This is a genomic window from Rhodococcus sp. 14-2470-1a (assembly GCF_002259425.1).
GTDB classification, from domain to species: Bacteria; Actinomycetota; Actinomycetes; order Mycobacteriales; family Mycobacteriaceae; genus Rhodococcoides; species Rhodococcoides fascians_E.
Genome location: NZ_NPFZ01000032.1, coordinates 80,081 through 99,107, shown reverse-complemented (window position 1 = coordinate 99,107; position 19,027 = coordinate 80,081). Strand labels below are relative to the sequence as shown.

Here is a 19,027-nt window from a genome sequence, read left to right as displayed (position 1 = left end):
TGATTTCATCCCATTGCCCTCACCCAGCCCCTGAAAGTAGGCCGGAAATGAAAGCCAGAATCGACTTGAACCTGTGCTCTGGTCACGCCCGCTGCTACCAGATCGATCCGGATCTGTTCGACATCGACGACAGCGGTTACGCGCTCAACGCCGAGGTCGACATCGATCCGGCCGACGAGCACAAGGCGATCGACGCTGTTGCGTCGTGCCCCGAACGCGCCATCAGCCTTCACTGACGCCGGAAAGAGTGACACCGCAATGATTTCGATTCAGCTATGACGCCCGCCGAGCGCCCACTGCGGGTTGCGGTCGTCGGCGGCGGACCTGCCGGCTTGTACACCGCCGACGCGCTCACCTTCGCCTCCGATGTCATGGTGCACGTAGACGTTCTGGAACGTCTGCCAGTACCGTTCGGGCTGCTGCGTTACGGCGTTGCCCCGGACCACCTCAACATCAAGCTCGCGGCCGATTCTCTGCAGGAAGTGCTGGACAGGCCGAACGTCCAACTCTTTTGCAACGTCGAAATCGGCCGGGACGTCGACGTGGAAGCGTTGCGAGAGCATTACGACTCCATCGTGTACGCCACCGGCGCCGATACCGACAACACGCTCGGTATCCCCGGTGAGAATCTCCCGGGCAGCGCGTCGGCCACGGCGTTCGTCAAGTGGTACAACGGCCACCCGGAAGCGGATCGCTTCGACCTGTCCACCACGGCTTCCGTCGCGGTGGTCGGTGCGGGCAACGTAGCCCTCGACGTCACACGACTTCTCGTCAAGAGCGTCGACGAATTGCGGCACACCGACATAGATTCCGACACCCTCGCGCGCCTCGACGCCAGCGCAGTGACCGACGTTCACGTCCTCGTCAGACGAGGAGCCGAATTCGCGAAATTCACCACCAAGGAATTGCGTGAACTCGGCGAACTGGCCGGGGTCGATGTCGTGGTAGATCCGGCACAGCTTCCTCCCGACGGCATCGATGGCCTCGGAACCGTGTCCAAGCGCAATCTTGCTGTCCTACGGAAGTGGTCCACTCAGGCACTGTCGGACGCGCCACGACGAATTCACTTCCACTTCTCGACGCGTCCGGTCGACCTCGTCGGAGTCCATGCGGTCCGCGCAGTCAGCATCGAGCACGGCGACAGCGTGCACGAGTTGGCGGTCGATCTGGTACTTCGCGCAGTCGGGTACCGATCTCGGCCGATAGCAGGAGTTCCCTTCCACGAGGAAACCTTCACCATTCCGCACCGCGATCACCGAGTCGTCCGGGACGGCGTTGCCCAACCGGGCGAGTATGCCGTCGGGTGGGCGAAGCGAGGGCCGAGCGGCATTCTGGGCACCAACAGATCCGATGCCGAGGCCACTGCAGCCGCAGTTCTCGCAGACCGCGAAAACCTGTTTGCGCGAACCGAACCGACCGGAACGGGTCGAGAGCTCCTCGAAGGACGTGGAACCAGGTTCCTGGACAACGGCGCATGGGATGCCATCGCGGCCAAAGAAAAGGAGCTCGGCTCCCTGGACGGACGCGCTCGAGTGAAAATTCGACACTGGGAGGAACTCGTCGCCGCCGGATCACCGCCCGTTACCGCCAGTTGAACTACTCCACGTCGAGCCAGAAACGCCAGAGAAGATCGCAAGGAGAACCCATGAGCACAACCGAATCGACCGGCACCACGGAAAAGACCGGAAGCACGGGCGGGGGTTGCCCCGTCCTGAACTTCAACCACTACCAGGAAATGCCGTTCGGCGAGAAGATCGACTACTACGACAAGCTCCGCGACGAGGCCCCGGTCTTCCGCAACGAGTTCGCAAACGGGCACTACATCGTCACCCGGTACGACGATATTCTCTCGGTATACCAAGAGCCCGAGACGTTCTCGAACCAAGCCGTCACCGTGTTCAATCCGAACCCGACATACCGATGGATCCCGGAGATGCTCGACGGCGACGAGCACCTGCAGTGGCGCAGGCAGCTGGGTCCGCACTTCTCACCCAAAGCAATTGCGCGTCTTGAAGAAAAAGTTCGTCACCGTGCCGTGGAGCTCATCCACGACATCGCCAAGCGGGGACGTTGTGACTTCATGGAAGATTTCGCGTTCCAGTACCCGTCGTTCATCTTCCTCGAGCTGATGGGGTTGCCGTTCGAAGACCTCGACCAGTTCATGAAGTGGGAGCACGACATCCTTCACTTCTCCGGCGCGACCGCCGAGGAGACCGCCGAGCGACGCGGTGATGCGACGAAGGGTGTCAACGCGTACTTTGCCAAAGTCATCGAGCAGCGTCGCATCGAGCCCAAGGACGACCTCGTGACCAAGGCGCTGTCGTTCGAGATCGATGGAAAACCGGTCAACGACGAGGATCTCGGCGCTTTCTGCCTGTTGATGTTCATGGCCGGGCTCGACACCGTATCGGCAACACTGGGGACGATCTACTACCACCTCGCGCAAAACCAGGAAGATCGGCAGCGCATCGTCGACGACCCTGACCTGATCCCCACCGCGATCGAGGAATTTGTTCGCGCATATGCGATCGTCATCCCATCACGGAAGGCCACCAAGGACACCGAGATCGCAGGTTGCCCCATCGCCAAGGGCGAAATGATTTCCTTACCGCTGAATCTGGCCACACGCGACAACACGGTGTACCCGGATGCCAAAGAAGTAAAGATCGACCGTAGTCCGAACAACCACATCGGTTTCGGCGCTGGACCGCACCGCTGCCTAGGCTCACACCTCGCGCGCCGCGAACTGAAGATCGCTATGGAAGAGTGGCACAGGGTCATTCCGAACTACCGCCTGGCAGAAGGATCAGCACCGAACGAAGCTGGAGCTCAGCTGGGCCCCAGCGGAAACGTCATCCTGGAGTGGGACCTGTAAAACCTCTGGAGCCGAAAACACGAACTGCCACCCCGGATTTTCCGGGGTGGCAGTTGTCCGTTCGTATCGATCTGCTTACAAGATGCTTTCGAGCAGAGCGACACCTCGACGGACCGATTCCACGTGGCCGACGATGTCGATTCGAGGGCCTACCAGTTCGAGATCGTAGATGCCGTCGTACCCGGCTTTCTCGATTCGATCGATACGCTCTGCGAGAGGGATCACTCCGTCGCCGGGCACGGCAGGTTCAGGGCCGTCCGCTCCGTCGACGGTGTCCCCTACCTGGACCAGAGCGACGCGACCGATTGCACTGTTCAGGTAGTCCTGAAATCCGGGGTCGTCCCACACGTGACGGAGGTCCAAACAGACCCCCAGTCCGGTCCGCGAGTCCAGTTCCTGCACTTCGGCGAGCGAGTGTACGAAGGACACCCAGGCAAAGGAGGACAGGGTCGGTTCCACCGCCATCGCCACGCCACCATCGGACGCGTACGACACAACGGGCTCGATCAGCTCGGCATACGCCTCGAGGGAGACTCTCCGCCCTCCATCGAGCAGTGGACCTGTGACGTTGTAGATCATCGGCGAGCCTAGGGCGACCGCTGCATCGACCGTATCGGTCAGGTCTGCACGAATCGCATCCCAGGTTGCCCGATCCGCCAGCGTCTCCGGGTAACTCGCGACGAGCCCTGCCACCTCGATGCCGGACTGTCGGACAGTCTCGATACCGGCGCCCCAGCCGATGCTCCGAAACTTACGAGCCTGCAGGGTAGTGCGTCCCGCTCCGATCTCCTGCAGCGTGTCTACGGTGGAAACCAGGTCGAGACTCGGAAAGCACAGGCCACTGACCGATATCCGCGAGTTCACGCCACTGCTCCGCGGCGAATTCCCGTCATTTGCCGGCAATTCCGACGTAGCGGAGATCGAAGATCCCCTGGAAGTTCGACACACCCATCGAGTCGATGTCGATGACTTTGTCGGTGTATGCGAACTGAGTCGGAACTGCACAGATGAAGACGTCGAGCGCATCCTCGGTTGCGACGGAGGCTGCTTGTTCGATGTCCGAATCGCGTGCCGCATCGTCGATATTGGGATCATAGGACGCGAGGACCGCATCCTGGACTCCGACCGGTACTGGCCCTGGGAATCCTCTCGCATTCAAGTAGAAACGGGCCAGCGACTGGTTCGACGCGGGCAGCGGTGTACGCGACTGGACGTAACCGTCATAGGCTCCCTTGGCATAGTCGGCGCTGGAGGTGGCTGCGTCGCCCTGCTGGATCTGCATGTCGATTCCGACTTCACGGAACTGCGCTTGCAGCGCAGATGCGAGGCCTTCCTGGAGCGACAGTCCGGAAGGAATGACGACGTTGAGGCTCGCGTTCTCGATGCCTGCTTCCTTCAGTAGATCCCGAGCCTTCTGTGGATCGTACGAGTAGTCGACCGGAGGAGAGTCGAGGTGCCCGATGCGCTTGGGTGCAAGAGGCTGGCCATTGGGTACGCACTGGTCCGAGGTCAACGATGTGCTGATACCTTCCCGATCGACGGCATAGTTCAGGGCTTGACGAAACTTCACGTTGTCGACGTTCGGCTTACCTGTGTTGAGCTGAAGTGAATACACGTTCGCTTCGGGGTAGCTGAAGAAGTCGAATCCCGAGCCCAACGCACTGCTCTGCTTGTAACTCGTCACCGGGGAATACGCAATGTCGATCTGCCCTGAGCGGAGCGCGTTCAAACGCGCGTTGTCATCCACGATTCCAGTGATCGTGATCGATTTGGCCTGTTGCGCAGCGGGATCCCAGTACCCGTCTCGACGTTCGTACGTCACGGAGTCGCCAATTTTGACCGACGTCGCAACGTAAGGTCCGGAGCCGACCGGATTGACATCGAGATCCGGGTTGTCCATCGCGGCCGGGCTGATCAACGATCCCGATGCGCCGGAAAGCACGTAGGGAAGGTCCGAGGCAGGCCTGGTGGTAGTGATCTTGACGTGAGTCGGGTCCACCACCTCGGCTCCGGAGATCACCGAAAGGTAGGTCTTGGCTGTCGAATCCGGAGTCTGCAGGGCATGATCGATGTTTGCTTTGACGGCAGCAGCATCAAGCTGTGCGCCGTCGGAGAACGTGACATCGTCTCGAAGAGTGAAGGTCGCAGACAAACCGTCTGGGGCGAACACCCATTCGGTGGCAACCATCGGCGCCAGCTCGGCACCGTTGTCCCCCGAAACCATCTGTGTCAGCCGATCGTATACGGGCGCGAGGTACGCATACGCGCCGATGTCCGATGCCACCTTGTGCGGATTGAGGGGCGCGGGTGGAATGACGAATCCGACGCGGAGAGCACCGTTCGGGTCCGCGACCAGATCGTCCGACGACGCCGACGATGACGCGCCTCCACCTCCACATGCGGCGAGGGCCACACTCAATGTTGCCACTACAGCGACGGCCGACCACCGTCGGAATGCTCTTCTTGCCATGCTGATGCGTTTCCTTGTCCTTGGAGTGAGGAGACCGAACGTGCGACGCACTCTGCATTCTCGAACTGCAATTTCGGCTATCAGTCGCACTAGTACTACCTTGTGCGATGGGTCACTGTAAAGGAATTGGCCGTTTTGGTCGTTTCAACCACGCATCAGGCAGCTCGTTCTCTGCCGATCAGCATTACAACGCGCTTTTCTGGCCCGGAACCCATCCACCTCTCTTATCTATCGAAGTTAGGTATGTCGGGCAATATTGGGTTAGTGTGATGCACATCATCTTGTAGCTACACACGTCGTCGCTAGTCGTCATCACCAGGCCCGAAGCTTCGACCGAGGAGAACCCGTCATGGCCACAGACACAGCCCTGTCACCACCTGCCACCGCGACTACCGACGTTCTCGAAATCGACTCACTGAGCGTCGAATTCGCCACCGAACATGGGTGGACCCGGGTGGTCGACGAGGTATCGATGACCGTCCCAACCGGAACTACCGTCGGCCTGGTCGGCGAGTCGGGGTCCGGGAAGACCGTCACCTCCCTTGCCGCGATGGGACTGCTTCCCCGGCGCGGTGCACGGGTCACCGGTTCGATTCGCATGGCCGGCCGCGAAATCGTTGGACTGCCGGAGAAGGAGATGTCGGATATACGCGGCACCGACGTGTCGATGGTCTTTCAAGAGCCTCGCCGGAGCCTCAGCCCTGCCTTCACCGTGGGCGATCAGGTTGCAGAAGTCGTCCGTCGCCATGAGGGAGTCGGCAAGAAGCAATCCGTCGTTCGAGCGATAGAGATGTTGGACTCGGTCGGAATCGCGGACGCTCAGAAGCGTTCCAAGCTGTATCCACACGAATTTTCCGGCGGCATGTGTCAACGAGTGATGCTCGCCATCGCAATGGTGTGCCGCCCCAAACTACTGATCGCCGACGAGCCGACAACGGCACTCGACGTCACGGTCCAGCGAGAGATGCTCCGCTTGATGAAGCAGTTGCAGCACGAGTACGACGTGTCGATTCTGTTCATCACTCATGATCTCGGCGTCGTCTCCGAAATGTGTGACCGCGTCAACGTCATGTACGCCGGGCAGGTGGTCGAGTCCACCGACATCGATGGTTTGTTCGACGACCCGCGGCACCCGTACACGGAGGGCTTGCTCGCCGCGATTCCGAGTGCCCATAAGCAAGGGACCAGGTTGTCAGCCATCCCGGGTGCTGTACCCGCCCCGTGGGACTGGCCGAGCAGTTGCCGCTTCCACTCCAGGTGCCCATACGCCCGAGCGGGGACTTGCAACTCCGAGCCTATTGCGCTGCAAGACGTCACAGGCGGACGCGCGGTTCGATGCGTCCGGCACGAAGAACTGACCTTGAAGGGGTTCGGCGTATGAGTCCGCTGCTCGAAGTCGAAGGACTTCACAAAAGCTTTCCCACTGCCCGCAATATTTTCGGCCGAGTCACCGAACGCACGGTTGTGACCAAGGATGTATCGTTCACCGTCGCTACCGGTGAAACACTGGGAATTGTCGGCGAGTCCGGTGCGGGAAAGTCGACAGTCGGCCGCCAGGTGCTCAGGTTGATCGAACCCGACTCCGGAGTCGTTCGATTCGACGGCAAGAACGTGCGAGACCTCGGCGGCAAGGATCTGCTCGCCTTCCGCCGCCGAGCACAGATGATCTTCCAGGATCCGTTCAGTTCATTGGACCCGCATATGACTATTCGGAATGCGGTGGGTGAACCACTGACAATCCACTACGGAATCAAAGGTGACGAGCGGGATCGACGAGTCGTGGACATTCTCGAGCGCGTCGGTATGCGCGCAGACCAGCTCGACAAGTATCCCCGTGAATTTTCCGGTGGTCAGCTACAACGCATCGCCATCGCTCGTGCACTCACACTCGATCCGGATTTCATCGTCTGCGACGAACCCGTTGCTGCACTCGATGTTTCGATCCAAGCGCAGGTTCTCAACCTCCTACTCGACCTTCAGAAGGAGCGTGGGTTGGCGTACATCTTCATTTCACACGATCTTTCGCTGGTCCGCTTCCTCGCGCACAGAGTGGTCGTGATGTACCGCGGTGAGGTTGTCGAGACGGGAACGGCCGAGGAACTTTTCGAGCGCCCGCAACATCCGTACACCAAGTCCCTGGTCGAAGCGGTGCCCGATCCACGAACGAGGCGTCGGACCACCAGCACCGCACGTATCGATACGGCACGTAATCCTGCGGAGGCACGATGACCACACTGCTGGCCAAAAGATTGCTCTCGGCCATTCCACTTCTGTTGTTCCTGAGCTTTTTCGTATATCTACTGGTGGATCTGATGCCCGGCGACGCGGCCACCAATCTGGCAGGCGACAGCGCCTCACCCGCCGACATCGAGGCTCTTCGCTCACAGTTGGGTTTGGACAAGTCCCTGATCGTGCGGTACTTGGATTGGCTCGGAAACATATTCACCGGTGACTTCGGTACATCGTTGTACAGCTCGCAGTCGGTGACACAGATACTCATGGAACGGATACCGGTCACGCTCTCGTTGGCGGTGGTGACCATGGTCCTGGTGGTCGTCATAGGACTCCCGCTAGGAATATTCGCCGCCATGCGCGCCAACTCTCTTGCCGACCGAGCACTGACGGCATTCGCCAGCATCGCAATGGCAGTACCTCCGTTCATAATAGGACTCGCGTTGGTCATCACGCTCGCAATCTCCGCACCGATATTTCCAGCTACCGGCTACACGCCTATCGGCGACGGAATCGTGCCCTGGCTCCAACACCTGCTGCTGCCCGCCATCGCAATCGCAGCAATTTCGATCGCTGAGGTCGCTCGTCAGACCAGAGCTGCAGTGGTCGACACTCTCGGGAAGGACTTCATCCGTACCGCGCGAGCGAAGGGCCTTCGTACTCGGCAGATAGTGGGCAAACATGCGTTGAAGGTCGCTGGAGTTCCCATCGTCACGGTGCTCGGCCTCCAAGTCAGTCGGGTGCTTGCGGGTGCTGTGACCGTCGAGTTCGTTTTCGCCCTCCCCGGACTCGGAACGCTCGCGGTCAATTCCGTTTTCACACGCGATATTCCGGTCATCCTCGGCATCGTCATGATCATGGCAGTCGCGATAGTTGTCATCAACCTGATCGTCGACATGGCGAACGCATACTTCAATCCACGAGTCCGGGTCTGACGTGCCCTCTCCTACCCTCCCCGGTGAAATCGGGCCGCAGTTCCATCCGGGGACTTCCACCTTGTCGAAAGGCGCCGAATGACCGAGACAATTGTTCCCCTCGATACCCCCCACCCGTCCGCTGATGTGCCGGGGCACCCCCGCCGCAGATTCGCGCACTCACTGCGCACCTCGCGACCCCTTCGGATACTTCGGCGCAATATTCCAGCGATGATCGCGCTCGTATTTCTCCTGTTCGTTGTATTCCTCGCGGTCTTCGGCGACATGATTGCACCATTCGACCCCAATGCTCAGAACCTGAGCAACAGTCTTTCCGGTCCCACGGGTCAAAATTGGCTGGGCACCGACATATACGGCCGCGACGAGTACAGCCGGCTACTGTCCTCCGCCAGCGTCACGATGCTCGCGGTTGTGCAGGCTGTCGGTGTTGCCGCGCTGATCGGAATCCCTATCGGATTGTTCGCGGGTCTGACCGGTGGTTGGATCGGTGGACTGTTCAGTCGGTTCTCCGATGCGCTGCAGGCCCTTCCGCCGTTGATTCTGGCGATCGCGATCATTGGCATTTTCGGACCAGGCCTCACCAACGCCATGGTCGCTATCGGTCTGGTCATGGCGCCCTCGTTGTTCCGCCTTGCACGCGGTGCCGCCGAGTCCATCGCCACGGAGACATACATCGAAGCGGCCCGCGCACTCGGCTGCGGTAAGGGCCGGATGCTGTGGAGTCACGTCCTGCCGAACGCGTCCTCACCGCTACTGGTGCAATTGTCCTTCTCCGCAGGAGTCGCCATTGTCGCCGAGGCAAGTTTGAGCTTCCTCGGACTCGGTGTACAACCACCCCAGACTTCGTGGGGTTCGATGGTTCGAGAAGCATTCGACAACGTCTACAGCGCACCGGGAACCATAGTGGCACCGGCACTGATGATCGTGCTCACCGTTCTGGCGTTCTCGACACTCGGTGACGGACTGCGGGACGCGTTGGAAGGGTCAGGCAAGGCGTCCGGCAAGTCCTGACGAACCGCGGCCGTCAGCAAGCGCGAACGTCAATAGACAAGGCCCCTTTAGGTCCACTCACCGGAACGAGATCTTGACCGTGTTCGACAAAGGCAGAACAGTGTTCTCAGAATCCCGTTCTCAATCACCTCTCTGCCGAAGGGCTCCGACCGATGCCGCACGTCGACAACAACGACCTGCTCGAAGATTTGACAGCTCGAGCGTTTCAGTCCGCCCGGAACTGGCGGAACGACGTCGAAATCACCGACATCGCATCTCTGACCGGCGGATCGTCTTCACTCACCTTCGTAGCCCACACCATCTCCTCCACAGGTTCCGAACCCGTCGTCCTCAAGGTCGCCCCGCCCGGACTGGCCCCGATCCGCAACCGTGACGTACTTCGTCAAGGGCGAGTCATGGCTGCGCTGCAAGGCGCACCCGGCGTTGCGGCACCGGCGGTGTATTTCGAGGACGCAGGATCACCGCCCGATGTGCCTCCGTTCGTGGCAATGCAGATGGTGGCAGGCGAATGTGTCGAACCCCTACTCGACACGACCCGGACCCGCGATGCCGATTGTCGCGAACAGACGCATGCTCGGTACCTCGACGCCACCCGGATGCTGGCGAACTTACACCGGCTCGACCCGTCCTCCATCGGCCTCGGTGACGAACCGGCGGTTCCACTCTCGGAGGAGATCGACCGTTGGACCAGAGCATTCGAAACGGTACCGGCCGACCTTGCGGGCGAGTATCTGTCGTGCGCGAAAGCGTTGCATGCCACGATTCCGAAAGCACTACCACCGGTGGTCAATCACGGCGATTTCCGACTCGGCAATACTTTGTGCGACGGGCATCGAGTAACTGCCATCATCGACTGGGAGATCTGGTCGGTGGGAGATCCTCGCGTCGATCTCACCTGGCTCACCTACTTCACCGATGAGGCAAAGCATCCGGCTGCGCCGCCGATCGGGCCTGCGGGAACCCCAACCGTGCACGATGTCGTCCGCACGTACGAGGACACTCTCGGTAGATCGGTGGCCGATATCGCTTGGTTCAACGCACTGACGAGATACAAGGAAGCTGCGGCGACGGGCCTGTTGATCAAACGTGCCAGGCGCGCGGGCACCATGACCGTCGAGTCCAACCCGTCCTTCGTTCGGATGGAACCGAAAATGCCAACACTCCTATCGGACGCTCGCGCTCTGATCGGATACTGAGACCTGTTCGGGTAGTTCGTGTTTCGCTCGACCACTGAGATTCTGTATACGAAGGGAAGTATGTTCGATGGCATTTTCGAAGCTTCGCCAGAGACCGACGAGCCGCGACGTCGTCGCTCCACTGATGTTGCGGTCGCTGATCGGCGCCACCATGATCGCTCACGGCGTCAAACACGGACGAAGTATCGACGGCACTGCAGGGTGGTTCGGATCGATCGGCTTCCGCCAACCTCGCCTCCAGGCACAGGCAAGCGCAGTGGTCGAAACGGCCGCGGGCGCTGCCCTCGTCGTGGGACTCGGTACACCCGTCGCAGCTGCCGCCGTGGTCGCAACAATGGCCGTCGCAGCCAAGTCGGTACATGTGGAGAACGGCTTCTTCATTACCTCCGAGGGATGGGAGTACGTCGCCAATCTTGCGGTCGCAGCGACCGCGCTTGCCGCGTTGGGGCCCGGCCGCCTCAGCCTCGACCGGGCACTCGGCTGGGACGGCGCAGTGCGCGGTGACCGTGCGGTCGCTTTCGTCTCTGCGCTTGGAGTCGGTGCCGCAGCAGCTCAGCTCGCACTCTTTCACCGCCCGGCGTCGAGCTGAACGCGTGCCGCATCCCATCGAAGAGCCTGTACTCGCCGCGCCGGTGATCTCCGGGGGTAGCCGCCTGCGGAGGGTGGCGAAGCCCGGACGCCAGGCGTCGTACGACGACGAGGTACGTCAGCTCATCGTTGCTACGCAAACAGTCATGCTGCGCATCGGGCGCACCGAGCAACCTCGGGTCGCCGATATCGTGCGTGAGGCCGGGATGTCGAATCAAGCCTTCTACCGTCACTTTCGCAGTCGCGACGACGTCATCGTGGCGACGTACGAACAGGGTCTGCTCACCATTCACTCTTACCTCGAGCGAAAAGTGCTCGGCGCGAACGGGTTGGACCAACGAATACGGGCCTGGATCGACGGAGTGCTCGCCCAGATCGAGGATGCGACACTGTCCGAACTGAGCACGACCATCATGTGGAATCTCGGGCAGATCGCACGAAACAACAGCGACATCAAACCTGTTGGACGCGCACGGATTCTCGACCTTCTGACCACGGTTCTGACCGAAGCCGAAGTGGTGAACGCCGATCGCACCGCGCAATTCGTGCATACCCTCGTCATGGGAATGACCACCACGTACCTCGAATCGGGAGATCGCCCGACACCCGAGGATCGTGAACACCTATCGCAATTCTGCCTGGATGGAATTACGCGCATCTGACGTCGCACTCTGCGCATCGACCTGGATCTATCGACACCGAAGAAGGAACAATCATGTGGGAATTTGCTACCGACTCCGACTTTCAAACCAAACTCGACTGGGTCGACAAGTTCGTTACCGAGGAATGCGAGCCGCTGGATGTGTTGTTTCAACATCTCGGTCAGCCCTACAACACCGACAACAAGGCCGCGCGGGCAATTCTTGCGCCGCTGAGAGACCGAGTGAAGGAACAGGGACTGTGGGCTTGCCACCTCGGACCCGAGCTGGGAGGCCAGGGGTTTGGACAGCTCAAATTGGGCCTGCTGAACGAGATTCTCGGCCGATCTATGTGGGCACCCACAGTTTTCGGCACGGCCGCTCCTGACACTGGAAACGCCGAAATTCTTGCCATGTTCGGGACGGACGAGCAGAAGTCGCGTTACTTGCAACCCCTGCTCGACGGTGACATCGTGTCGTGCTTCTCGATGACCGAGCCACAAGCCGGATCGGATCCCAAGGAATTCGTGTGCTCGGCCCGCAAAGATGGCGACGAATGGGTGATCAACGGCGACAAATGGTTCTCGTCGAATGCTCGCTACGCGGCGTTCCTGATCGTCATGGCAGTGACAGATCCAGAGGCATCACCGTACCGCCGGATGTCGATGTTCATCGTGCCCACCGAGACCCCGGGGATCGAGATCATCAGGAACGTCACGGTGATGGGTGACCGCGAGGAGCTCGACGAGGGCACCCACGCATACATCCGTTACAACGACGTCCGCCTGCCTGCTGACGCGATACTCGGTGGATCGGGCCAGGGCTTCGAGGTAGCCCAGGCACGCCTCGGCGGCGGACGTGTGCACCACGCGATGCGCACCGTGGGCAAATGCCAACGTGCGCTGGACATGATGGCCGAGCGAGCTCTTTCTCGCCGCACTCAAGGCGAAGTGCTGGCAAAAAAGCAGCTCGTGCAGCAATTCATCGCGGACTCCGCGATAGAGCTCGAGCAGTACCGACTGCTCGTGCTGAAGACGGCGTGGATCATCGACAACAAGCCGCACGGAGCGGCTCGAACTTACATCGCGATGTGCAAGGTCGCCATGGCGAAGGTCTACCACGACATCATCTACCGGGCGATCCAAATTCACGGCTCACTGGGAGTCACCACCGAAACGCCGCTGCATATCTGGTGGACCGGCGTGGTGTCACTGGGCCTTGCCGACGGGCCGACAGAGGTACACAAGGTTGCCGTCGCCAGAGGAGTTCTGGCGAATTACGAACCCACCGATGGATTGTTCCCTTCCAATCACATCCCCACCCGACTGGCAGCCGCACAGCTCAAGCATGCCGACATTCTCGAGGAGTTCGCACTCTCATGACGGACCACTTCTCACTCGAAGGAAAAGTTGCCCTCGTCACCGGCGGAAGCCGAGGACTAGGACGAGAGATGGTGCTGGCATTCGCAGCCGCGGGGGCCGACGTCGTCATCACCAGCCGCAAACTCGACGCGTGTGAAGCACTCGCACGCGAGGTGGAGGCACTAGGCCGCAAAGCGCTCCCCGTCAGCTGCCACGTAGGTCATTGGAACGAGATCGACGCGCTGGTCGAGCGGGCCTATGACGTGTTCGGCAAGGTGGATGTCCTGGTGAACAACGCCGGAATGTCCCCCGTTGCACCGTCTTCGGCCGAGACGAGCGAAGAGCTGTTCGACAAGGTCGTCGCGATCAACTTCAAGGGTCCCTTCCATCTCAGCTCCCTCGTCGGAGAGCGCATGGCCGCAGGCGACGGTGGTTCCATCATCAACATCTCCTCTTCCGGTGCATTGTTTCCTCAACCCCGATTCGGGCCGTACGCGGGCGCCAAAGCTGCACTCAACACCCTCACCGGCGTGTTTGCACGCGAGTACGGACCCAATGTCCGGGTCAACACTCTCTCTGCAGGCCCGTTTCTGACCGACATCTCGAAACACTGGGACGAGGAGAAACGGCACACCACCCGCAGCGCAGTCGGACGGCCGGGAAGACCCGAGGAAATCATCACGACTGCGCTGTATCTCGCTAGTTCGGCATCCAGTTACACCACCTCGTCGCTGATCCGCGTCGACGGCGGACTGTACTGAGTTCGAAGATCACGACTGTGAAGGCACATTGATGAAGGCCGATACCGGGCTGGTGAACCTCCGCGATCTCGGCGGGCTACCGATGGTGGGAGGGGGTACGACCCGACCAGGAGTGCTGTATCGCGGCGACGCTCCCTACCCTGGCGACCCGGATCCGGTCCAGGTCGACATATGGCCACCAGCAGCTGTCATCGACCTTCGTTCGCGGCACGAGATAGATCAGGTCGGGTATCAGTGGCCGCCCGGGCCGGTCGTTCATCACCACCCCGTCCATGATGCGGCAGCACCGGAGCGTCAAATCCCCAACACATTGCGGGAGATCTACGCGGAGATGGTGAACGAGCGAGGTCACCGAATTGCCGAGGTGCTCGCGCTCGCTGCGGGTGTAGACGGGCCCGTCTTCGTGCATTGCGCGGTCGGCAAGGATCGCACAGGTGTGGTCGTAGCCGTCCTTCTGTTGGCCGGCGGAGTCGAACCGTGGGCTGTGAGCGACGATTACTTGGCGACCGAGTCGAATCTGCCGTCGATTCGAGCGCGTCTGCGATCGAAAATGGACTCGTTGCCGCAACCCCCTACCCGAACTACAGAGCGCGCCCCGGTTGCGAGGGGTTTGTTTGCCGTCTCGCCGGAAGCGATCAGCGGGGTGGTCGATGTCGTCATGGCGTGGCCCGGTGGTCCCACTGCGTGGCTCACAGATCACGGCGCATCACGTTCGGACGTCGATGCGTGGCGTCGACGACTTGCAGGACAGAAATATTCGTAGTTTTCGGACAGGAAAGCAGAAGTAATGCGCGCAGCACGATGCGAAGTACACGGGGATCCGAAGAATATAGTCATCCGCGAACTACCGGACCCTGTCGCCGGTCCAGGACAGGTAGTGGTCGCAATAGAGGCGGCTGCAGTCAACTACCCGGATGTTCTCATCGCTGCGGACCGATACCAGGTGAGCTTTCCGACACCGTTCACCACAGGGAGCGAATTTGCTGGGAAAGTGGCTCAGATCGGTTCCGGGGTTGAGGGTCTCACCGTCGGTGACCCAGTGATGGGCTCGGCCATGGGAGGGGCATTTGCCGACCGGATAGCTGTGGCATCGACCTCGCTCACCCCCATCCCCGCGGGCCTCGACATGATTCATGCGTCGGCTTTCAACGTCACTTACCGCACTGCATATCACTCGCTTCGGACCTTCGGAGCCATGAAATCTGGCGACTGGGTAGTCGTGCTCGGTAGCGCAGGCGGGGTAGGAACGGCGTGCGTCGACGTCGCGACGCGTCTGGGCGGTCGCGTCATTGCAGTTGCATCGACGAAGGACCGAGCTGACCTGTGTAGGCCACTGGGAGCGGTGGAGACTATTGCGTACGACCATGAGAATCTCAAGGTCAGGATCAAGGAGATCACCGGCGGCGGCGCGGACGTTGTGATCGATCCGGTCGGAGGTCCGTACGCCGAGCAATCGATACGCGCATTGACCTGGGGCGGCCGCTACGTTTGCGTCGGCTTCGCACAGGGGGAGATTCCCAAGATTGCGCTCAATTTGGTACTGCTGAAAGGCGCAATCATTCGGGGTTTCGAAATCCGTACGCTGGCCGCCCACGCCCCGGAAGCGGTGAAGGAAGGTGCTGCAGAACTCAGCAGACTGGTCGGAGAGGGTATGACGCCGTACGTGTCCGAGACATTTTCTCTCGACGACGTTCCCAGTGCTCTGACGAAAGTGGCCGAACGCAAGGCGAGCGGAAAGATTGTCATCGATATGACTCGCTGAACTGTAGATACGGATATGGCCGGCAGCGTCGCTGCCGGCCATATCCGTATCAGGGTCTAGTTGCCCTTCTTGGTGAAGCGTAGTGCGCCGTCCAGACGGATCACTTCGCCGTTGAGATATGGATTCTCGCAAATCTGCTGGGCGAGAAGCGCATACTCGTCAGGGTCGCCCATCCTGGACGGGAACGGCACGGACGGGCTCCACTGGGCGTGTAGATCCTCAGGCGCAACCGCCCCGTACGCACCGGTCAGAAACACACCGGGCGCGATGGTCATGACCCTGATTCCGAGCGGGCCGAGATCGCGTGCAGCGGGAAGGGTCATCCCTACGATCCCTGCTTTGGCTGCTGCATAAGCAGATTGACCGATACTGCCGTCGAACGCCGCGATCGACGCGGTGTTGATGATCACGCCTCTCTCACCGCCCTCGAGTGGATCGGTCTTGGCGATTGCTGCTGCGGCCAAACGGGTTACGTTGAATGTGGCGTTGAGAAATACATCGACGACCCGCTTGAATTTCTCGAAGCTGTGTGGCGCACCATCACGATGTACGACGCGTCCGTCTCCCCCACCGCCGCCGTGCGCGACTACAGCGATGCGAACCGGTCCCAACGATTCCGCCTCGGCGATGGCGCCGAGAATGCTGTCCTCCGACGTGACATCGGTTTTCACATAGATCGCGCCGTTACCTATTTCTGCAGCCGACGCGGCGCCCTTCTCCTCGTCGAGATCCAACACCGCTATCGTGGCGCCTGCCTTCGCCAGCCTGCGAGCGGTGGCTCCGCCGAACCCTCCGCCTCCCCCAACAACCATTGCTACGCTGCCTTCGATGATCATCGTTCAAAGCTCCTTCTGGTTTTCGATCCAACACGAACTATGACTGTGCGGTCAGGACAATCGGTCGAGAACGGCTCCCGCAGCGCGATCACGCAAAACTTCCGGTCTGCCCATCCACGCTTGGTTTGCGGTAGCCCGGCGCAGCAACAGATGGGCCGGATGCTCCCAGGTGAACCCGATACCGCCGTGCACCTGAATGCATGCCTCGGTCACCGCGACTGCGGCGAGCGACGCCGATGCAGCGGCGAGATCCGAGGCGATCGCGGTGTCCGAGTCGTCGATTGGCAGATCCGCGCTGGACAACACCTGGTTTCTGGCGCCTTCTGCGTCGACCAGCATGTCGGCGCATCGATGTGACACAGCCTGGAACGACCCGATGAGCCGACCGAACTGCTCCCTCTGACCAGCCCAATCCACAGCCATCGCGAGGGCTCGATTGGCGATGCCGACCGAGTCCGCTGCCACAGCGGCCTGCGCTCTGAGACGAGCTCGCCGCAGCGCCGTGTCCACTTCCGGCCCCCGCGCAATGTTGTCCCCTGGCGAGCCGGTGAACGTCACCGTTCCCACCGTCGCGGTGATGTCGATCGATTCTTGACCCGAACGTTCGACATCAGCAGGTTCAACCGTCGTGAGTATTCGTTCACCAGTGTCGGCGTCGACGGCGAGGACAACGAGCACCTCGGCAACAGGCGCGCCTGCGACACGCGACACCGAGCCGGTGAGCGAGCCGTCCTTCCACGTGGGCATTCCCGCATCGGTAACCCAGCCGCCGTCGTCGATAGGAATCACGAAGGCGGCCGGGATTCCGCCGATGACTCTGCGCGCAGTGTTGTCCGCGTGCACGGCGAGCAGAACTTCGAGTGCGATCACCGTGGGCACGAGCGGCACCGGAGAAAGGAGATAGGCCGCTTCCTCGATCGCGGCCAGCAACAACCTCGCGGAGGCACCGCCTCCACCGAGAGCCTCGGGCGCCGCCAATCCCGGAAGTCCGAACTGCACCAGTTCTTGCCACACTTCGGTGTTCATCGCGGCAGGTTGTCCCGCACGGGCGAGCAATGACGGGGTGTCCACGCGAGCACCGATCGCCGCACGGAGAACCTGCCGCAGCGCCGCTTCGTCCTCCTCCGGTGCAGCGAGAGGTCGCCCGGGAACTACCGCGCGCGCACGGCGCCCCTCGCCGCGGTGAGACGGCAATCCCAGCACCGATTCTGCGATGGTGTTTCTCTGAATCTCCGAAGTTCCGGCACCGATAGTGGTTGCGCGCGACATCAGATATCCGTAACTCCATCGTCCCTTCTCGACTGCGCCGTCGGATCGATTTCCCAGCACTGCCCCGGTACCGCTGAGGCGGAGAGCAAGTCTGTGGAGTCGCTGCTCGAATTCTGACTTCACGAGCCGATTGATCGACGCGACGGCGCCGGGATCTTCCTTGCGGAGTACCGCATCGAGTGCCCGCGCGCTGTTTGTTGCGATGGTCCGCACACCAGTTTCGATCGCAGCGAGTTCCTGCCTCACCAAAGAATCTTGCGCGTAACCCTGTTCGATCGCGAGAGAGAACACCTTGTCGACGGTTCCGCGGTACCTGAACTCGTCGGCGAGAAATGCGGTGGCACGCTCGTGTCCGAGCGAGGTGCGCATGATGGACCAACCCTCACCCTCCTCGCCGACCCGATTGCTCACCGGAACTTCGACGTCGTCGAAGAAGACCTCAGCGAAGTGGTGCCCGCCCGCGGCCTCACGGAGTGGGCGCACCTCGACTCCCGCCGATTTCATCGAGATCAACAGGTACGTGATCCCTGCTGTTCCGCGCCCGGGTGGGCCCGTGCGGACGAGAGCAAAGATCCAATCCGCCTTGTCGGCCATGGTTGTCCAGATCTTCTGTCCGGTCACCCGGTACACGTCACCGTCACGGACAGCGCGAGTAGACAACGACGCGAGGTCACTTCCGGCACCGGGCTCGGAAAAGCCCTGGCACCAGAACTCGTCGGCTCGGAGGAGCGGAGGGAGGTAGCGGGCCTTCTGCTCAGCTGTTCCATGCACGATCAGCGTCGGTGCGACGATGAACGACAACGTACACGGATGTTTCGGTGCCCCTGCTGCCGTCACTTCTCGGTAGTAGTCGAGCTGGTCCTCGAGCTCCAGTTCCATTCCGCCGACTGCTGCGGGCCAACCCGGCGCTGCCAAACCCGCGTCGACGAGCTCCGATTGCCACGCAACAGCAGCTGCGAATCGTTCTCTCGACGTCGACGGTCGTGGGCGTTGCCGATAGTCGTCGAGTTTGGCGGTCAGCCTCTCCCGCCAATCACTCGACTGTGTATCGGGCATCGAGTCGGACACCGATTCCACCGGGCCACCTTTCTGA

At 61.0% G+C, this 19,027-nt stretch carries 18 protein-coding genes; 14 read left to right on the top strand and 4 right to left on the bottom strand.

Annotation, left to right across the window (positions count from 1 at the left end; all coding sequences use genetic code 11):
* Positions 1-47 precede the first annotated feature (47 nt).
* Genes CH292_RS21400 through CH292_RS21390 form a run of 3 tightly spaced genes read left to right on the top strand, consistent with a single transcriptional unit; the run spans position 48 to position 2,875 of the window.
* Positions 48-236, top strand: coding sequence for a ferredoxin (locus tag CH292_RS21400; RefSeq protein WP_094655680.1), 189 nt, complete (start codon positions 48-50; stop codon positions 234-236).
* A 39-nt stretch (positions 237-275) separates the two neighbouring features.
* Positions 276-1,595 (top strand): FAD-dependent oxidoreductase, encoded by a 1,320-nt coding sequence (locus CH292_RS21395; protein ID WP_094655679.1) that lies wholly within the window; start codon positions 276-278, stop codon positions 1,593-1,595.
* A 50-nt stretch (positions 1,596-1,645) separates the two neighbouring features.
* Complete coding sequence (locus CH292_RS21390) at positions 1,646-2,875, top strand: cytochrome P450 (protein WP_094655678.1); 1,230 nt, start codon at positions 1,646-1,648, stop codon at positions 2,873-2,875.
* Between the two features lie 75 nt (positions 2,876-2,950).
* On the opposite strand, the gene CH292_RS21385 is transcribed toward CH292_RS21390, so the two are convergent.
* Positions 2,951-3,739 (bottom strand): sugar phosphate isomerase/epimerase, encoded by a 789-nt coding sequence (locus tag CH292_RS21385; RefSeq protein WP_179278038.1) that lies wholly within the window; start codon positions 3,737-3,739, stop codon positions 2,951-2,953.
* Between the two features lie 25 nt (positions 3,740-3,764).
* The gene (locus CH292_RS21380) at positions 3,765-5,345 is read right to left on the bottom strand and encodes an ABC transporter substrate-binding protein (RefSeq protein ID WP_094655676.1); all 1,581 of its coding nucleotides are present in this window, start codon (positions 5,343-5,345) and stop codon (positions 3,765-3,767) included.
* A 349-nt stretch (positions 5,346-5,694) separates the two neighbouring features.
* Here CH292_RS21380 and CH292_RS21375 point away from each other — a divergent pair, with 349 nt between their 5' ends.
* The 11 genes from CH292_RS21375 to CH292_RS21325 all read left to right on the top strand — a co-directional run bounded on the left by CH292_RS21375 (position 5,695) and on the right by CH292_RS21325 (position 15,829).
* A complete protein-coding gene (locus CH292_RS21375; protein ID WP_094655675.1) occupies positions 5,695-6,726 on the top strand; it encodes an ABC transporter ATP-binding protein in 1,032 nt (343 codons plus the stop codon).
* A complete protein-coding gene (locus CH292_RS21370; RefSeq protein ID WP_094655674.1) occupies positions 6,723-7,574 on the top strand; it encodes an ATP-binding cassette domain-containing protein in 852 nt (283 codons plus the stop codon). The genes CH292_RS21375 and CH292_RS21370 overlap by 4 nt, the downstream gene beginning before the upstream one ends.
* Complete coding sequence (locus CH292_RS21365; protein ID WP_094655673.1) at positions 7,571-8,512, top strand: ABC transporter permease; 942 nt, start codon at positions 7,571-7,573, stop codon at positions 8,510-8,512. Before CH292_RS21370 ends, CH292_RS21365 begins: the two co-directional genes overlap by 4 nt.
* A 126-nt stretch (positions 8,513-8,638) precedes the next feature.
* Positions 8,639-9,523, top strand: coding sequence for an ABC transporter permease (locus tag CH292_RS21360; RefSeq protein WP_373454695.1), 885 nt, complete (start codon positions 8,639-8,641; stop codon positions 9,521-9,523).
* Positions 9,524-9,675: 152 nt separating this feature from the next.
* Positions 9,676-10,719: a phosphotransferase family protein gene (locus tag CH292_RS21355; protein WP_094655671.1), complete on the top strand. Its 1,044-nt coding sequence runs from the start codon at positions 9,676-9,678 to the stop codon at positions 10,717-10,719.
* 67 nt (positions 10,720-10,786) lie between these two features.
* Complete coding sequence (locus tag CH292_RS21350) at positions 10,787-11,308, top strand: DoxX family protein (RefSeq protein ID WP_094655670.1); 522 nt, start codon at positions 10,787-10,789, stop codon at positions 11,306-11,308.
* 4 nt (positions 11,309-11,312) lie between these two features.
* Positions 11,313-11,969 (top strand): TetR/AcrR family transcriptional regulator, encoded by a 657-nt coding sequence (locus CH292_RS21345; protein WP_143545788.1) that lies wholly within the window; start codon positions 11,313-11,315, stop codon positions 11,967-11,969.
* 53 nt (positions 11,970-12,022) lie between these two features.
* Positions 12,023-13,327, top strand: coding sequence for an acyl-CoA dehydrogenase family protein (locus CH292_RS21340; RefSeq protein WP_094655668.1), 1,305 nt, complete (start codon positions 12,023-12,025; stop codon positions 13,325-13,327).
* Positions 13,324-14,067 carry an SDR family NAD(P)-dependent oxidoreductase gene (locus CH292_RS21335; protein ID WP_094655667.1) on the top strand — a complete coding sequence of 248 codons (744 nt, stop codon included), beginning with the start codon at positions 13,324-13,326 and terminating at the stop codon, positions 14,065-14,067. Before CH292_RS21340 ends, CH292_RS21335 begins: the two co-directional genes overlap by 4 nt.
* 31 nt (positions 14,068-14,098) lie before the next feature.
* A complete protein-coding gene (locus tag CH292_RS21330) occupies positions 14,099-14,830 on the top strand; it encodes a tyrosine-protein phosphatase (protein ID WP_094655666.1) in 732 nt (243 codons plus the stop codon).
* A 24-nt stretch (positions 14,831-14,854) separates the two neighbouring features.
* Complete coding sequence (locus tag CH292_RS21325; protein WP_094655665.1) at positions 14,855-15,829, top strand: NADPH:quinone oxidoreductase family protein; 975 nt, start codon at positions 14,855-14,857, stop codon at positions 15,827-15,829.
* A gap of 56 nt (positions 15,830-15,885) precedes the next feature.
* On the opposite strand, the gene CH292_RS21320 is transcribed toward CH292_RS21325, so the two are convergent.
* Positions 15,886-16,665 carry an SDR family NAD(P)-dependent oxidoreductase gene (locus tag CH292_RS21320; protein ID WP_094655664.1) on the bottom strand — a complete coding sequence of 260 codons (780 nt, stop codon included), beginning with the start codon at positions 16,663-16,665 and terminating at the stop codon, positions 15,886-15,888.
* A gap of 51 nt (positions 16,666-16,716) precedes the next feature.
* Positions 16,717-18,990, bottom strand: coding sequence for an acyl-CoA dehydrogenase family protein (locus tag CH292_RS21315; protein WP_094655768.1), 2,274 nt, complete (start codon positions 18,988-18,990; stop codon positions 16,717-16,719).
* Positions 18,991-19,027: the final 37 nt, after the last annotated feature.

Excerpts from the sequence above, each read along its gene's own strand:
- CH292_RS21325 (WP_094655665.1), top strand. The coding sequence starts at position 14,855 with ATGCGCGCAGCACGATGCGAAGTACACGGGGATCCGAAGAATATAGTC.
- CH292_RS21370 (WP_094655674.1), top strand. The coding sequence starts at position 6,723 with ATGAGTCCGCTGCTCGAAGTCGAAGGACTTCACAAAAGCTTTCCCACT.
- CH292_RS21340 (WP_094655668.1), top strand. The coding sequence starts at position 12,023 with ATGTGGGAATTTGCTACCGACTCCGACTTTCAAACCAAACTCGACTGG.
- CH292_RS21315 (WP_094655768.1), bottom strand. The coding sequence starts at position 18,990 with ATGCCCGATACACAGTCGAGTGATTGGCGGGAGAGGCTGACCGCCAAA.
- CH292_RS21335 (WP_094655667.1), top strand. The coding sequence starts at position 13,324 with ATGACGGACCACTTCTCACTCGAAGGAAAAGTTGCCCTCGTCACCGGC.
- CH292_RS21400 (WP_094655680.1), top strand. The coding sequence starts at position 48 with ATGAAAGCCAGAATCGACTTGAACCTGTGCTCTGGTCACGCCCGCTGC.
- CH292_RS21350 (WP_094655670.1), top strand. The coding sequence starts at position 10,787 with ATGGCATTTTCGAAGCTTCGCCAGAGACCGACGAGCCGCGACGTCGTC.
- CH292_RS21380 (WP_094655676.1), bottom strand. The coding sequence starts at position 5,345 with ATGGCAAGAAGAGCATTCCGACGGTGGTCGGCCGTCGCTGTAGTGGCA.
- CH292_RS21395 (WP_094655679.1), top strand. The coding sequence starts at position 276 with ATGACGCCCGCCGAGCGCCCACTGCGGGTTGCGGTCGTCGGCGGCGGA.
- CH292_RS21330 (WP_094655666.1), top strand. The coding sequence starts at position 14,099 with ATGAAGGCCGATACCGGGCTGGTGAACCTCCGCGATCTCGGCGGGCTA.
- CH292_RS21355 (WP_094655671.1), top strand. The coding sequence starts at position 9,676 with ATGCCGCACGTCGACAACAACGACCTGCTCGAAGATTTGACAGCTCGA.
- CH292_RS21320 (WP_094655664.1), bottom strand. The coding sequence starts at position 16,665 with ATGATCATCGAAGGCAGCGTAGCAATGGTTGTTGGGGGAGGCGGAGGG.
- CH292_RS21375 (WP_094655675.1), top strand. The coding sequence starts at position 5,695 with ATGGCCACAGACACAGCCCTGTCACCACCTGCCACCGCGACTACCGAC.
- CH292_RS21390 (WP_094655678.1), top strand. The coding sequence starts at position 1,646 with ATGAGCACAACCGAATCGACCGGCACCACGGAAAAGACCGGAAGCACG.
- CH292_RS21365 (WP_094655673.1), top strand. The coding sequence starts at position 7,571 with ATGACCACACTGCTGGCCAAAAGATTGCTCTCGGCCATTCCACTTCTG.